Source organism: Phenylobacterium sp. (assembly GCF_030680185.1).
In the GTDB taxonomy this organism is placed as follows: Bacteria; Pseudomonadota; Alphaproteobacteria; order Caulobacterales; family Caulobacteraceae; genus Phenylobacterium.
Window position 1 is genome coordinate 24180 of the sequence record NZ_JAUXVZ010000048.1, and the last position, 14010, is coordinate 38189.

Sequence of the window (14010 nt, forward strand, 5' to 3'; positions counted from 1 at the left end):
AAGAAGCCTTATGCCCAGGAGACCCAGCCAGATGACAGATTCCACCGCGCCGGGCGCGCCCGCGCCAGATACGGCGGCTCCCCCGGCAGAGGGAATCACGCCCCTCGCCAAACCGGTGCGGACCTACGCCTTGAGCCTGCTGCTCGGCATCTACACCATCAACTTCCTCGACCGCCAGGTGGTGAACATCCTGGCCGAGCCGATCAAGCAGGACCTCGGTCTCGCCGACTGGCAACTCGGCCTGATGAGTGGTCTGGCCTTCGCCCTCTTCTACACCGTCCTGGGCATTCCGATCGCCCGACTGGCCGAGCGCGGCAACCGTCCGCTGATCATCGGCACAGCCGTGGCCGTCTGGAGCGGCTTCACCGCCCTTTGCGGCGTGGCGCAGAACTTCGTGCAACTGATCCTCTTCCGGATCGGCGTCGGCGTCGGCGAGGCGGGCTGCACCCCGCCCGCCCACTCCTTGATCAGCGACTATGTACCCAAGGAAAACCGATCCACGGCGCTCGCCTTCTATTCCATGGGCACGCCGATCGGCGGCCTCCTGGGTCTGATCTTTGGCGGTCTGATCGCTGACGCCTATGGCTGGCGGACCGCCTTCTTCGTGGCGGGCGTCCCGGGCATCCTGTTCGCCATCCTGGCCATCTTCACCCTGCCCGAGCCCCGCAAGGAGCTCGCCCGGCGCACCGTCAAGATCCAGACCAGCTCGGCGACCTTCCCCGAGACGATGAAGTTCCTCAAGGGCCGCAAGACCTTCTGGCACATCTCGTTCGCCGCCGCCATCAAAGCCTTCATCGGCTATGGCCACGCCCCGTTCACCGCCTCCTTCTTCCTCCGGAACTATCCCGAGCAGGTCCAGTCCCTGGCCTCTACGGTCGGGGCCACGGTGGGCTATAATCTGCAGTCGATCGGCTTCCTGGGGCTGGCGCTTGGCCTGATGTCGGGCACCGCCGGCGCGCTGGGCTCCTGGCTTGGCGGCTTCATCGCCGACAAGTTCGCCGCCCGCGATCTCCGCGCCCAGATGGTCGCCCCGGCGCTCGCCTCGCTGATCACCATCCCGATCTATATCGCCGCCGTGACGATCGGCAGCGTGCCGCTCGCCCTGTTGCTGCTGACGGTGAATGGCCTGCTCGGCACCATCTGGTATGGCCCGGTCTATGGCACGGCCCAGTCGATCGTGCCGCCGCACATGCGCGCCACGACCTCGGCGATCCTGCTGTTCATCATCAACCTGATCGGCCTGGGCCTTGGCCCGCTCGCCGTCGGCCTGCTCAGCGACTACTTCGCCGTGGGCATGAACATGGGCTCGGGCGAAGGCGTCCGCTGGGCGCTCATCGTGTCGGCCAGCTTCGGGCTGGTGGCCTTCTACTGCTTCTGGCGGGCCACCCAGACCATCCGCGAAGACCACGTCGGCTAAGGCCGTCTCGCCCGGCGCATCCCAGCGTCGGGCGAGACCCGCTTTGCCCTCTGGCGCAGCGGTCAAGCCTGTGTCCAGATGCCCCCAAAGGACGATAACAGTTCGGGGGAGTGAGACGTGACGGCCATCGATCCGGGGGCGACGATCGCGCCCAAGCCTCTCTATTCAGAGAGCTATAAAACCAGCGTCCTGGGCCTGCTGGTCCTGGCCTACACCTTCAATTTCATCGACCGCACGATCATCTCGACCATCGGTCAGGCGATCAAGGTCGACCTCGGCCTCACCGACACCCAGCTCGGCCTGCTGGGCGGCCTGGCCTTCGCCCTCCTCTACACCACCCTGGGCATCCCCATCGCCCGGCTGGCCGAGCGGCGGAACCGCGTCAACATCATCTCCATCTCGATCGTCATCTGGTCGGGGTTCACCGCGCTCTGCGGCATGGCCAACAACTTCCTTATGCTGATCCTCTTCCGTCTGGGGGTCGGCGTCGGCGAGGCCGGGCTGTCGCCGCCCGCCCATTCCCTGATCTCGGACTATTACGAGCCCCGCCGACGCGCCACGGCGCTGTCGATCTACTCGTTCGGCATTCCGCTGGGGACCATGTTCGGCGCGGTCGCCGGGGGCTGGATCGCCCAGAACATCTCCTGGCGCGCGGCCTTCGTCCTGGTCGGCCTGCCGGGCATCCTGGTGGCCATCGCCCTCAAGCTCTTCGTCAAGGAGCCGCCCCGGGGCTATTCCGAACAGGCGCCCGTGGTCGATACGCCCGTACTCGAGGGCGAGGAAACCGTGCCCCCGGCGACGATCAAGCCGCCCTCCATCCTGGCGGTGGCCAAGCGCATCTTCGGGCGCTGGAGCTTCTTCCACATGGTGGCGGGCATCACCATCGCCTCGTTCGCCAGCTATGGCACCGGCCAGTATCAGGCGGCCTACTTCATCCGCATGTTCGGCCTGGACCTGGCCACCGTCGGCCTGATCTTCGGCCTGATCGGCGGGGTCGCCGCCGGCGTCGGCACCCTGATGGGCGGCTTCCTCACCGACTGGGCCGGCAAGCGCTCGGGGCGCTGGTATGCGCTGGTGCCGGCCATCGGCCTGCTGATCGCCTGTCCGCTCTATATCCTCGTCTATCTGCAGAACGACTGGCGCTGGGCCGCGGCCCTGCTCCTGCTGCCGGGCATCTTCCACTATACCTATCTGGGCCCGACCTTCGGGGTGATCCAGAACGCAGTGTCCCTGCGGATGCGGGCCACGGCCACGGCCCTGCTGTTCTTCGTCCTGAACCTGATCGCGCTGGGCTTTGGCCCGCCCTTCTGCGGCTGGTGCATCGACATGATCAGCCAGCACCTGTTCGCCGCCAACAATATGGGGGACTTCTTCACCCTCTGCCCCGGCGGCATCGGCGCGCCCGGCGCTGGCCCTGTGGTGGATGCGGCCTGTCGCGCAGCCATCGCCGAAGGCTCCCGCCAGGGCATCATCTGGAACCTGCTGATCTATGCCTGGGCCGGCGTCCACTATCTGCTGGCGGCCATCACCCTGCCCAAGGACATGGCCTCGGCCCTGGCGGCGTCGGGCGAAGACTGACCCCTTCGCCTTGACAGGCGGGCGCCTTGGCCTCCATCAGCCGGTGTCCAAGGAGCCCGCCCATGATCCCCCGCTACGCCCGCGCCGACGCCGCCGACATCTGGTCGCCCCAGACCCGCTTTTCGATCATGTTCGAGATCGAGGCCCACGCCGCCGACGCCATGGCGGAATTGGGCGTGATCCCGAAGGAAGCGGCGGAGACCATCTGGGCCAAGGGCCGTGACGTGGTCTGGGACGCCGAGCGGATCGACGCCATCGAGCGCGAGGTGAAGCACGATGTCATCGCCTTCCTGACCCATGTCACCGAGGTGGTGGGGCCTGAGGCGCGATTCCTCCACCAGGGCATGACCTCGTCGGACGTCAACGACACCGCGCTGGCCGTCCAGCTCAGCCGCGCCACGGATCTGCTGATCGAGGATGTGGACCTGGTGCTGGCGGCCCTGAAGAAGCGGGCCTTCGAGCATCGGATGACCCCTTGCGTCGGCCGCAGCCACGCCATCCACGCCGAGCCCACCACCTTCGGCCTCAAGCTCGCCGGCCACTACGCCGAGTTCCAGCGCGCCAAGGAGCGCCTGGCCATGGCGAAGTTCGAGATCGCCACCTGCGCCATCTCCGGCGCCGTGGGCACCTTCGCCAATGTCTCGCCGCAGGTCGAAGCCCATGTGGCGCAGAAGATGGGCCTGGCCGTCGAGCCCGTCTCCACCCAGGTGATCCCGCGCGACCGCCACGCGGCCTATTTCTGCGCCCTGGCCGTCGTCGCCTCGTCCATCGAGCGCCTGGCCGTCGAGATCCGCCACCTGCAGCGCACCGAGGTGCTGGAGGCCGAGGAAGCCTTCGACGTGGGCCAGAAGGGCTCGAGCGCCATGCCGCACAAACGCAACCCGATCCTCACCGAGAACCTCACGGGCCTCGCTCGCCTGATCCGCTCGGCCGCCGTCCCGGCGTTGGAAAACGTCGCCCTGTGGCACGAGCGCGACATCAGCCACTCGTCGGTTGAGCGCGGCATCGCGCCGGACGCCACCATCCATATGGACTTCGCCCTGCGCCGCCTGGCCGGCGTGATGGAGCGGCTGGTGGTCTATCCGGAGAACATGGTCAAGAACCTCGACCGCCTGGGCGGTCTGGTCCACTCCCAGCGTGTGCTGCTGGCCCTGACGCAGAAGGGCTCCTCGCGAGAGGGCGGCTATGCGGCGGTCCAGCGCAACGCCATGAAGGTCTGGCGCGGCGAGGGCAATTTCCTGGACTTCCTCAAGGCCGATCCCGAGATCACCCTGGCCGACGACGAACTCGAGGCGCTGTTCGACCTCGGCTACCATTTCAAGCACGTGGACACGGTCTTCGCGCGGGTGTTCGGCGAGCAGGCCTAGGCGCCTGACCTAAATCACGGCCCCGCGGGGACCGGCGCTTCTACCCTGCCGTCGGCGGGCGGTTCCTCGTCCTTTGAGCGTCCCAGCCGATCGGCCAGCCGGAATACGAAGGGGTTGGCCAGGATCGAAATCAGGGCGCCGGCCAGCACCAGGTCGTGGGTCTCCCGGGCCATGATCCCGACAGACACCCCGACGCCCGCCAGGATGAAGGAGAACTCGCCGATCTGGGCGAGGCTGGCGGCGATCATCAGGCTGGAGCGCTTCTCCAGCTTGAACAGACTGGTGATGGCCAGGGCGGCGGCCGACTTGCCGACCACCACGATCAGCACCACGGCGATCACCGCCAGGGGCCGATCGACGATCACGGCGGGATCGAACAGCATGCCCACCGACACGAAGAACAAGACGGCGAAGGCGTCCCGCAGCGGCAGGGACCGCTCGGCGGCGTTGTGGCCCAGCGGCGAACTGCTCAGCACCACGCCGGCCACAAAGGCCCCCAGGGCGAAGGACGCCCCGAACACCGCATAGGCCAGGTAGGCGATGCCCAGCGCGATGGCCAGGACGCCCAGGGTGAAGAGCTCCCGTGACTTGGTGTGCGCGATCCTGACGAGCAGCCACGGTAGCACCCGGGCGCCGACGATCATCATGAAGGCGATGAAGATGGCGATCTGAAGCAGGGTCGAGCCAATCTGCAGAGCCACCGCGCCAGAGCTGGTCCCCACCTGGTTGAGCGCCATCAGCGGCACCAGGACCAGGGCGATGACCATCACCAGGTCCTCGACGATAAGCCAGCCCACGGCGGTCTGGCCGGCCTCCGTCTTGAGCGCCTTTCGTTCTTCGATGGCGCGGAGCAGCACGACGGTGGAGGCCACCGACAAGGTCAGCCCGAAGAGCGCCGCCTCCCCGTTAGAGAATCCCAGAAGCCGCCCCACGCCCCAGCCCAGCGCCGTCGCCACGGCGATCTGCACCACTGCCCCTGGAACGGCCACCCGCCGCACCTTGAGGAGATCGGCCGGCGAGAAGTGAAGCCCCACCCCGAACATGAGCAGGATCACCCCGATCTCGGCGAGCTGGCCCGCCAGGGAGACATCGGCCACCCATCCAGGCGTGAACGGACCCACAGCCACCCCCGCCAGCAGGTAGCCCACCAGCGGCGACAGCTTCAGCCGATTGGCCAGCATGCCAAAGACAAAGGCCAGGACGAAGCCTGCCACCAGGGTCAGAATCAGGGAGTCGTCGTGGGGCATCGCATCTCCGAAACGCGGAACGCGACGACAGCCGAAGGCCGCCTTCGCAAGCCCATTGCCGTCAGCCATGTCAGCAGGTCTATTTGTGGTAGCCGATCTGGGGCTCAGACGCCACCGGCGCCACCGACCGCCGGGGCGGCTTAACCCCGATCGCGTTGCAGGCGCCTTTTTTCGGTCTTCGGCGTTCTCAACAAGCTGAGCCGACGGACCCTCACCGCGTAGATGGGGGCCGCCACCGGAGGACGTAAGGTTTGATCACCTCGACGGCGCGACGCGCGGACATCGACTGGCTTCGTATCGGCGCGTTCGGCGTTCTGATCCTCTATCATGTGGGTCTGGTCTACGCGCCTTGGGACTGGCACGTGAACAGCCTTCATCGCGTCGACGCGCTGCAGTACGTGGCGCTCGCGAGCAATCCGTGGCGCCTCAGCCTGCTCTTCCTCATCTCCGGCGCGGCGCTGCGGTTCATGACCGTGCGGCGGCGAACGCCGGAGGTGGTCGGCGCGCGCATGGCCCGCCTGGTTCCCCCGCTGCTGTTCGGCATCCTCGTCCTGGTCCCGCCTCAGGCCTGGCTGGAAGCCCTGGACAAAGGGTGGTGGACAGGGGGCTTCGCCCTCTTCTGGCTCAAGGAGTTTTCGTTCCGCGGCCTCGCCGACGGCGTGCCCCTGAACCACCTGTGGTTCATCCTCTATATCGGGGTCTACAGCCTTGTGACCCTGGCCCTGTTGGGGCGCGACTCTCGGCTCGCGAAGGCCGAGTCCCTGCTGGAGAAAGCCTTCAAGGGTTGGGGCCTGGTTCTCGTCCCGATGGCCTATCTGGCCGCCTGCCGCTTGGTCCTGTTCCCGATCTTTGGCCAGACCAATCATCTGCCGAACGACTGGTACAATCACGCCATGTCCCTCGGCCTGTTCGCTCTCGGCTTTGTGCTGGTGGGGCGCGACGACATCTGGCGGCGCTTCGAGGCGCTTCGCTGGCCCCTGTTGGCCACGGCCCTTGCCGCCCTCGTGACGCTGATTTTCCTCGACATTGTGGCCCGGGAGTCGGCCGGGGCGATCGCCGCAAGGCGGACGGTGTTCGCCATCGATCAGTGGGCGAGCCTGATCGCCATACTCGGCTTCGCCAGCCGGCATCTGCGGGACGCGGAAGGACCCGCCCGGCGCTATCTGACGAACGCCATCTTCCCCTGCTATCTCGCTCACCAGACCTTGCTGGTGATCGCCGCATTTATCCTGAAGCCGCTGGCTCTGCCGATCGGTCTGGAGGCCACGCTGCTTGTCGGCGTGACCCTGGGCGGCAGCCTGCTGGTCTATGAGGGGGTGCGCAGGGTCGGCCCGCTTCGCCCACTTTGGGGCCTGAAGCCCGAGGCTCCGAAGGTGGCGACCCCACCGAGAGCTGCGACCTAAAGGACTCGCGAAGCCGCCACCAGCCGCTTCAAACGAAGAGGCCGGACAAGAACGCCGTCGATTTGCAGATGGGAGCCGCCCACGCCTTGGGGCGGCCGCCAAGACTATTCCCCGGCGCGAACCTGTTCGCGGGCCTGGGCCAGGAACTCGTCCATCTTCATGCGGACCTCGCCCTCGGAGACCTGGACGCCAGAGCCCTTCAGGTCCTCAAAGACCTTGCGCAGCACGTCCTCGTCGCCGGGTTGCTCGAGATCGGAGCGGACCACGGCTTGCGCGTAGGTCGCCACACGGTCCTCGGCCAGGCCCATCAGGCCAGCCGCCCATTCGCCCAGCATGCGGTTACGCCGCGCGCTGGCCTTGAATTCCTGTTCCTGATCGAGCGCGAACTTCCTCTCGAAGCCCCGCTCACGATCGTCAAACGTGGTCATGCGTTCCCCGATAAGCGACACGTCGCAGGCTCATACCCCCCGCTGGGCGAGCCCGCAATCGAAACACACAAGTCGCCAGCCGTTCGCAGGCGCGACGGCGCGACGCACAATGGCGGCAAGCGCAGGTTTGCGCGCCACGCGACCATCCGCTAATTTCCGCCCGCCTCATGTCGAGCGAGAGGCCGAGTCGGGACCGCGCGTGGACGTCCGCTGCGCGCGTTTTTTCATTTCCGACCGCGGCAAGCCCTCGTTCTGGGAGAAGGCGTTGCAGATGACCCGCCGCAAAAAGATCTACGAGGGCAAGGCCAAGATCCTCTACGAGGGTCCGGAGCCCGGCACCTTGATCCAGTATTTCAAGGACGACACCACCGCCTTCGACGCGACCAAGAAGGCCGTGCTGGAGGGCAAGGGCGTCATCAACAATCGCATCAGCGAGTATGTGATGACCCGCCTGAACTCGATCGGCGTGCAGAACCACTTCATCAAGCGCCTGAACCTGCGCGAGCAGCTGATCCGCGAGGTGGAGATCATTCCGCTGGAGGTGGTCTGCCGCAACATCGCCGCAGGCTCGCTGTCCACGCGGCTGGGTCTGCCCGAGGGCCAGGCCCTGCCCCGCTCGATCATCGAGTTCTTCCTGAAGGACGACAAGCTCCACGACCCGATGGTCACCGAGGAGCACATCACCGCCTTCAACTGGGCCTCGACCCAGGAGATCGACGACATCATGGCGCTGACCCTGCGGGTGAACGACTTCCTCACCGGCCTGTTCGGCGCTGTCGGCATCACCCTGGTGGACTTCAAAATCGAGTTCGGCCGCATCTGGGAGAACGACTTCGGTCGGGTCATCCTGGCCGATGAGATCAGCCCCGACTCCTGCCGCCTGTGGGATTCGACCACCAACGAGAAGCTCGACAAGGACCGCTTCCGCCGCGACCTGGGCGATGTGATCGAGAGCTATACCGAGGTGGCGCGCCGCCTCGGCATCATGAAGGAGATGCCCACCGTGATCCAAGGAGGACTCCACTAGTGAAGGCCAAGGTCCACGTTTTCCTCAAGCCAGGCGTCCTGGACGTCCAGGGCAAGGCCGTCGAGCAGGCCCTGCACGGCCTGGGCTGGTCCGGCGTCGAGGGCGTCCGCGTCGGCAAGACCATCGAGTTCGATCTCCAGTCGGCCGACCGCGCCGAGGCCGAGGCCGAGGTCAAGGCCATGTGCGACAAGCTGCTGGCCAATACGGTCATCGAAAGCTACCGGGTCGAACTGGCGTGAGGGCCCGGGGCGGCCTGGTGTGCAGCCTCGCAGGGCTCGCCCTGACCGCCTGCGCGCCGCCCGCCCCAGAGCCCGTCGCGGCGTTTGAGCTGAATTGCGCCGCGGGATTCGACGCCATCCGCAGCGAGATCCTCGCCCGCCCCGGCGTCAAACCGGCGCCCGACGCCCCTGGCGAGCCCTACGAGATCTTCAATGAAGAGACCGGCCGGGCTTCCTATATCCTGACCCGGCCGCAGGCTCCGGCTCATCCGGCGGTGTTCGTCCAGACCGCCACGCGGCGGGACGGGGCGCGGGTGATGGAGCACGAAGGCTGCGCCTTCGGCGACGTCGCCGAATACGACCAGCTTCTCGCCTACTGGGAATCGCTTGCCGCCGCGCGGTGAGGCCCAGCTTCTTTCAGCCGCTCCGCCGGCCCCACTTTGAACGACCAGGTTCGAACGCGACATGAAAGCCGCCGTCATCGTCTTCCCCGGCTCCAACTGCGACCGCGATTGCAAGATCGCCGTGGAGCGCTCCACCGGCGCCCAAGTCGACATGGTCTGGCACGGCGACAGCCGCCTGCCCGAGGGCCTCGACCTGATCGTTCTGCCGGGCGGCTTCTCCTACGGCGATTATCTCCGTTGCGGAGCCATGGCCGCCCTGTCGCCGGTGATGACCGAGGTCAAGGCCGCCGCCGAGCGCGGCGTCGCCACTGTCGGCATCTGCAATGGCTTCCAGGTGCTCTGCGAGGCGGGCCTCCTGCCCGGCGCCCTGTTGCAGAACGAGCGGCTGAAATATGTCTGCAAGCCCGTCAGCCTTGAGGTGACCAACGCCCAGACCCGCTTCACCTCGGGCTATGGCGGCCGCCGCGAGGTGGTCATGACGGTGGGCAATGGCGAGGGGAACTATTTCGCCGACGAGGCCACCCTCGACCGGCTGGAGGGCGAGGGCCAGGTGGTCTTCCGGTACCAAAACAATCCCAATGGCTCGGCGCGCGCCATCGCCGGCATCGTCAACGCCAAGGGCAATGTGCTGGGCATGATGCCTCACCCCGACCGCGCCTTCGAGGCCGAGCTCGGCTCGGCCGATGGGGCGCTCCTGTTCCAGAGCGCGCTCGCCAGCGCCTGAGCGCTGTCGCCGAAACTTCGCGAGCCACAACCGCGCAATAGAATGGCCTGATCGGCAAAGGCGGGCTATGCGCAGGCCCATGTCTTCGGTCCAGTCCGCCCTGCCGCCCCCCAGTCCTCTGGCCGTCCCGGTCCTGATGGGGGTGGTGTTCCTGAGCCTGATCGGCTTTGGGGTGGTGATTCCGCTCCTGCCCTTCTACGCCGTGGTCTTCTCCGCCAGCGCCTGGCAGGTCACGCTGATGTTTGCGGTGTTCGCCGCGGGCCAGTTCTTCGGCGAACTCATCTGGGGTCGGCTGTCGGACCGCATCGGCCGAAAGCCGGTAATCCTGGGCACCATTCTGATGGCCGCCCTGGGCTATGTGGCCCTGGCCTATGCGCCCAACATCTGGTTCGCCGTCCTCGCCCGCGCCGTGGCCGGCGTCTTCAGCGGCAATATCTCGACCATCCAGGGCTATATCGTCGACGTGACCCCGCCGGAGAAGCTGGCCGGGCGCCTGGGGCTGATTGGTTCGGCCTTCGGCATCGGCTTCGTGGTGGGGCCTCTGCTCGGCGGCCTGCTGGCGCGCCCGGAACTCGGCGCAGCCGGCTTCCAGCCGCCCCTGCTCACCGCCGCGGCCCTCTGCGTCGCCGGCGCGATCGGCGCCGCTGTCTTCGTGCGCGAGAGCCGCAGCCGCGCGGCCGCCGGCGCCCAGCGTCCCGGCCCGCTTCAGGCCCTGGCCAGCACCCTGGCCGACCCGGTCCTGCGGCGGCTGATGGGCGGCACCTTCCTGTCCTTCGCCGGGTTCTCGGCCATGTGGTCCATCTTCGGCCTGTGGGGGGCTGCGGAATATGGCTGGGACCCGAAGATGATCGGCTTCGTCATGGCCCTGACCGGCGTCGCGGCGGCCACGAGCCAGGGCCTGCTGGCTGGCTGGGCCGTGCAGCGGATCGGCGAGCGCCCCACCGTGCTGATCGGCCTGACCGTCACCGCCGTCTTTCTCTTCCTGGAGGCCCTGGGGCCGCCCGTCACCGTGGCTATCGTCCTGATGATCATCCTGGTGATCGGTCACACCACCAGCCAGCCGGCCACGTCATCGCTGATCTCCAGGGCGGCGCCGGCCGGACGGCAGGGCGAGACGCTCGGGGCCAACAATGCGTCCAGCGCTGCGGCCCGCGTGCTGGGGCCGGTGATGGCGGGCTTCCTGTTCTCAGGCGTGGGAACCTGGGCGCCGTTTGTCCTGGCCGGCGTCCTGATCCTGCCGGCCGCGCTGCTCATCGGCCTGGGCGACCGGCGCTGAGCGCAAGGACATTGAGCGCACGGGCGGCAGTTCGCCCCGCGCCACCGCCATGCTCATCTGCAAGCTCTGGGCGATCATCTCGGCCCGGGCGATGAACAGGTCGGCCGCCGCCGGCTCGCAGGTCTCCGCCGCCGTCGCCCGCCAAATCCCCAGCCAGTGGGCGAAGTGCTCAGCCCCGACTCCGGTCAGGCGCATATGCGCCGGCATGGGCGCGCCCTTGAAGCGACCCGTCGCCAGGGTGACGGAGGACCAGAAGTCGCAGAGCTTCTCCAGGTGGTCGTCCCAGTCGGCGATCTTGGCCTCAAAGATCGGCCCCAGCAGGGGATCGGCCCGCACCTTTCCGTAGAAGGCGTGGACCTGGGCCTGGATCACCGCCTCGGTGACCCCGGCCGCCCGGCCAGGCGCCAGGGCTAGGCGGCGCGCGGCGGCGGCGGCGCGCTCTTCAGGGGTGATGTCTCTCATGGGGCCATCCTGCCGCAGCAGCGCCGCCCAACGCTACTCCGGAGCGATACCTATATTTCGCTATTAGGAATCGTTTGCAACTAGAGCCGATGCGGCTAGGAAGGGGCTGCGGCTTGCCCGCGCCAACTCTGGAGGCTGTTCCGTGCTCTGCCCCTGGCCCTTGGCCCCCTCGTTCAAAGCCCCGCGGCTGGAGACCCGGTCGTGAGCGGAAGAGCCGTACGTGCGCCCGCTTGGCGGCGAGGCGCCGATGTCGCGGCCCGCACGGTCGCGGCCATCGGCCTGGGCTATCTGCTGGCCGCGCTGGCCGCCGCCGCCCTCGCCCGATGGCTGCCCGTACCGCGGCTTGAGGCGACCATGACCGGCAGCCTGATCTCATTTGCGGTCTTCGCCGCGGTCGCCATGTGGGCCTTCGCCGCGCGCGAGGCCTGGCGGGTCTGGGCCTATGGCTGCCTGGTCGCCTCCGGCCTTGCGGTGCTGATCTGGCTGTCTCTGCTGATGGAGCCGCGGCTGTGAAGGGATCGTTCCGCCAGTCCATGGCCTGGCTCCACACCTGGTCGGGTCTGGTGTTCGGCTGGGTGCTGTTCGCCATGTTCATGACCGGCACGGCCAGCTATTTCCGCCCCGAGATCACCCGCTGGATGGAGCCGGAAACCGGCCGACCGGCGAGCTACGCCCAGGCCGCCCAGGGCGCCGTCGCCTATCTGACCAAGACCGCGCCCGACGCCAAGAGCTGGTCGATCACCCTGCCCGACGAGCGCCAGGCCACCGCGCGGCTCTTCTGGCGTCCCGCGCCGACGCCTGGCGAAGAGGCGCCGCGGGGACGCGGCCGCAGCGAGAACCGGGCGATCCTCGACGCCGCGACCGGCCAGCCCGTGAGCCCCCGCGACACCCGGGGCGGCGAGTTCTTCTATCGGGTGCATTTCCAGATGCACTATCTGCCGGTGCTCCAGGGACGCTGGGTGGCGGGGCTCTGCGCCATGTTCATGCTGGTGGCGATCGCCTCCGGGGTCGTCACCCACAAGCGGATCTTCAAGGACTTCTTCACCTTCCGGCCACGCAAGGCCGCCCAGAGATCCTGGCTGGACGCCCACAACCTGACGGCGGTCTTGGCCCTGCCCTTCCACCTGATGATCACCTATACGGGCCTGGTCACCCTGATGGGGCTCTACATGCCCTGGGGCGTCGCGGCGAACTACAAGGCGCCGGAGACCTATTTCGAAGCCATGTTCCCGAGGGCTGAGGAGGTGGAGCGCAGCGGCGTCGCAGCCCCCCTGGCCGATCTCCCCAAGGTGCTGGCGACCGCCTCCGCGCACTGGGGCGGCGGGCGGCCGTGGATCGTCAATGTCAGCAATCCGGGGGACGCCTCGGCCGTCATCGAGGTCACTCGCCATTCCGGCGACCAGCTGGCCTATTCCGGCGGAACCCTGACCTTTAATGGCGTCACGGGCCAGTTGATGACGGCGAGCCCGCAGCCCGGCCCCGCCGTGCTGACCAACCGGGTCATGTATGGCCTGCACATGGGACGCTTCGCCGATCCCATCCTGCGCTGGGTCTATTTCCTGTGCAGCCTGGCCGGCTGCGCCATGGTGGCCACTGGCCTTGTTCTCTGGACGGTCAAGCGTCGCAGCCAACTGCCCGATCCCGAGCGCCCCCATTTCGGCTTCCGCCTGGTGGAACGGCTCAACATCGGGACCATAGCCGGCGTGCCGGCCGGCATGGCCGCGATGCTGTGGGCCAACCGCCTGCTGCCGGTCGGCATGGCGGGCCGCGCGGAGTGGGAGGTCCACGCCTTCTTCATCGCCTGGGGGGCCATGATCGCCTGGGCCTGCGCCCGGCCGACCAGGCGCGCCTGGGTCGAGACCCTGTCGGCCTCGGCCTTCCTGGTGGCCGCCCTGCCCCTGGTGAGCGCCGCGACCACCTCGCGCAACCTGGTCAGCCACCTGATGACCAGCGACTGGGCCATGGTCGCCTTCGACCTCACCCTGCTGGCGCTGGGCGGCGCCCTGGCCTTCTGCGCCCTCAAGGCCGGCGCCTATCGCACGGCGCCCAAGCCGCGCCGACGGAACCGAACCGAGGAGGCGCCCGCATGATCCTGACCGCCGCCTTCCTGCTGGCCTATGCCGGTTTCGCCGCGCTTTGCGTCTCCATGACCAAGCATCAGGTCGAGACTGTGGGCCGCCGCCTCGACGTCCGCGAACAGTCCCTGGCCAAGGCCGGCGGCGCTGCGGGCCTTGCGGCCGCCTTCGCCTGCGCCGTCGTCGCCGAAGGCTGGCGCTTCGGTTCGGTCCTCTGGAGCGGCGTGATCATGCTGGCCGCCCTGGCGCTCGCCCTCCTGCTCGCATACCGCCCGAGGACGGCCGCCCGCGCAGCGGCCGTCAGCGCCTATTTCGCCCCCCTGCTGATCGCCGCCTGGGCCTTGGTGACATTTATCAGGGCCTGAAACGGCTCTGACGCCAAGG

15 protein-coding genes are annotated in these 14010 nt (G+C 67.9%); 12 read left to right on the top strand and 3 right to left on the bottom strand.

Translation table 11 applies throughout. From position 1 onward, the window contains the following. Positions 1-31: 31 nt before the first annotated feature. The 3 genes from Q8L83_RS11360 (at position 32) to purB (ending at position 4362) form a co-directional block, all read left to right on the top strand. Positions 32-1417 carry an MFS transporter gene (locus Q8L83_RS11360; RefSeq protein WP_305287000.1) on the top strand — a complete coding sequence of 462 codons (1386 nt, stop codon included), beginning with the start codon at positions 32-34 and terminating at the stop codon, positions 1415-1417. A gap of 117 nt (positions 1418-1534) precedes the next feature. Next, positions 1535-2995 (top strand): MFS transporter, encoded by a 1461-nt coding sequence (locus tag Q8L83_RS11365; RefSeq protein ID WP_305287002.1) that lies wholly within the window; start codon positions 1535-1537, stop codon positions 2993-2995. A 62-nt stretch (positions 2996-3057) separates the two neighbouring features. Then, positions 3058-4362 carry an adenylosuccinate lyase gene (gene purB, locus Q8L83_RS11370; protein WP_305287004.1) on the top strand — a complete coding sequence of 435 codons (1305 nt, stop codon included), beginning with the start codon at positions 3058-3060 and terminating at the stop codon, positions 4360-4362. 14 nt (positions 4363-4376) lie between these two features. Here the strand turns inward: purB and Q8L83_RS11375 are convergent, their stop codons facing one another. Then, a complete protein-coding gene (locus tag Q8L83_RS11375) occupies positions 4377-5609 on the bottom strand; it encodes a cation:proton antiporter (RefSeq protein ID WP_305287006.1) in 1233 nt (410 codons plus the stop codon). A gap of 251 nt (positions 5610-5860) precedes the next feature. Here Q8L83_RS11375 and Q8L83_RS11380 point away from each other — a divergent pair, with 251 nt between their 5' ends. Beyond that, complete coding sequence (locus tag Q8L83_RS11380) at positions 5861-7012, top strand: acyltransferase family protein (protein ID WP_305287008.1); 1152 nt, start codon at positions 5861-5863, stop codon at positions 7010-7012. A gap of 104 nt (positions 7013-7116) precedes the next feature. Here the strand turns inward: Q8L83_RS11380 and Q8L83_RS11385 are convergent, their stop codons facing one another. Then, a complete protein-coding gene (locus Q8L83_RS11385) occupies positions 7117-7440 on the bottom strand; it encodes a DUF1476 domain-containing protein (protein ID WP_305287010.1) in 324 nt (107 codons plus the stop codon). A 271-nt stretch (positions 7441-7711) separates the two neighbouring features. On the opposite strand from Q8L83_RS11385, the gene purC reads away from it, so the two are divergent. From purC to Q8L83_RS11410, 5 genes are all read left to right on the top strand, one after another. Continuing rightward, positions 7712-8467, top strand: coding sequence for a phosphoribosylaminoimidazolesuccinocarboxamide synthase (gene purC, locus Q8L83_RS11390; RefSeq protein ID WP_305287012.1), 756 nt, complete (start codon positions 7712-7714; stop codon positions 8465-8467). Next, positions 8467-8706 carry a phosphoribosylformylglycinamidine synthase subunit PurS gene (purS, locus tag Q8L83_RS11395; RefSeq protein WP_305287013.1) on the top strand — a complete coding sequence of 80 codons (240 nt, stop codon included), beginning with the start codon at positions 8467-8469 and terminating at the stop codon, positions 8704-8706. The genes purC and purS overlap by 1 nt, the downstream gene beginning before the upstream one ends. 17 nt (positions 8707-8723) lie before the next feature. Further along, entirely contained in the window at positions 8724-9089 is a 366-nt protein-coding gene (locus Q8L83_RS11400) for a hypothetical protein (protein WP_305287015.1), read from the top strand. A gap of 61 nt (positions 9090-9150) precedes the next feature. Continuing rightward, positions 9151-9813 carry a phosphoribosylformylglycinamidine synthase subunit PurQ gene (gene purQ / locus Q8L83_RS11405; protein ID WP_305287017.1) on the top strand — a complete coding sequence of 221 codons (663 nt, stop codon included), beginning with the start codon at positions 9151-9153 and terminating at the stop codon, positions 9811-9813. 79 nt (positions 9814-9892) lie between these two features. After that, a complete protein-coding gene (locus tag Q8L83_RS11410) occupies positions 9893-11089 on the top strand; it encodes an MFS transporter (RefSeq protein WP_305287019.1) in 1197 nt (398 codons plus the stop codon). On the opposite strand, the gene Q8L83_RS11415 is transcribed toward Q8L83_RS11410, so the two are convergent. Then, positions 11000-11551, bottom strand: coding sequence for a group III truncated hemoglobin (locus tag Q8L83_RS11415; RefSeq protein WP_305287020.1), 552 nt, complete (start codon positions 11549-11551; stop codon positions 11000-11002). The two genes, Q8L83_RS11410 and Q8L83_RS11415, sit on opposite strands and share 90 nt — an antisense overlap. A gap of 201 nt (positions 11552-11752) precedes the next feature. Between Q8L83_RS11415 and Q8L83_RS11420 the strand changes: the two genes are divergently transcribed. The 3 genes from Q8L83_RS11420 to Q8L83_RS11430 are packed head-to-tail and all read left to right on the top strand — an operon-like array spanning position 11753 to position 13991. After that, positions 11753-12064 (top strand): hypothetical protein, encoded by a 312-nt coding sequence (locus tag Q8L83_RS11420; RefSeq protein WP_305287022.1) that lies wholly within the window; start codon positions 11753-11755, stop codon positions 12062-12064. Next, the gene (locus Q8L83_RS11425) at positions 12061-13641 is read left to right on the top strand and encodes a PepSY domain-containing protein (RefSeq protein ID WP_305287024.1); all 1581 of its coding nucleotides are present in this window, start codon (positions 12061-12063) and stop codon (positions 13639-13641) included. The genes Q8L83_RS11420 and Q8L83_RS11425 overlap by 4 nt, the downstream gene beginning before the upstream one ends. Continuing rightward, complete coding sequence (locus Q8L83_RS11430) at positions 13638-13991, top strand: DUF3325 family protein (RefSeq protein ID WP_305287026.1); 354 nt, start codon at positions 13638-13640, stop codon at positions 13989-13991. Before Q8L83_RS11425 ends, Q8L83_RS11430 begins: the two co-directional genes overlap by 4 nt. Positions 13992-14010 lie beyond the last annotated feature (19 nt).

Coding starts and splice junctions, on each gene's coding strand:
- Q8L83_RS11360 (WP_305287000.1), top strand. CDS start 32: ATGACAGATTCCACCGCGCCGGGCGCGCCCGCGCCAGATACGGCGGCT.
- purB (WP_305287004.1), top strand. CDS start 3,058: ATGATCCCCCGCTACGCCCGCGCCGACGCCGCCGACATCTGGTCGCCC.
- purQ (WP_305287017.1), top strand. CDS start 9,151: ATGAAAGCCGCCGTCATCGTCTTCCCCGGCTCCAACTGCGACCGCGAT.
- Q8L83_RS11415 (WP_305287020.1), bottom strand. CDS start 11,551: ATGAGAGACATCACCCCTGAAGAGCGCGCCGCCGCCGCCGCGCGCCGC.
- Q8L83_RS11410 (WP_305287019.1), top strand. CDS start 9,893: ATGTCTTCGGTCCAGTCCGCCCTGCCGCCCCCCAGTCCTCTGGCCGTC.
- Q8L83_RS11385 (WP_305287010.1), bottom strand. CDS start 7,440: ATGACCACGTTTGACGATCGTGAGCGGGGCTTCGAGAGGAAGTTCGCG.
- Q8L83_RS11430 (WP_305287026.1), top strand. CDS start 13,638: ATGATCCTGACCGCCGCCTTCCTGCTGGCCTATGCCGGTTTCGCCGCG.
- Q8L83_RS11375 (WP_305287006.1), bottom strand. CDS start 5,609: ATGCCCCACGACGACTCCCTGATTCTGACCCTGGTGGCAGGCTTCGTC.
- purC (WP_305287012.1), top strand. CDS start 7,712: ATGACCCGCCGCAAAAAGATCTACGAGGGCAAGGCCAAGATCCTCTAC.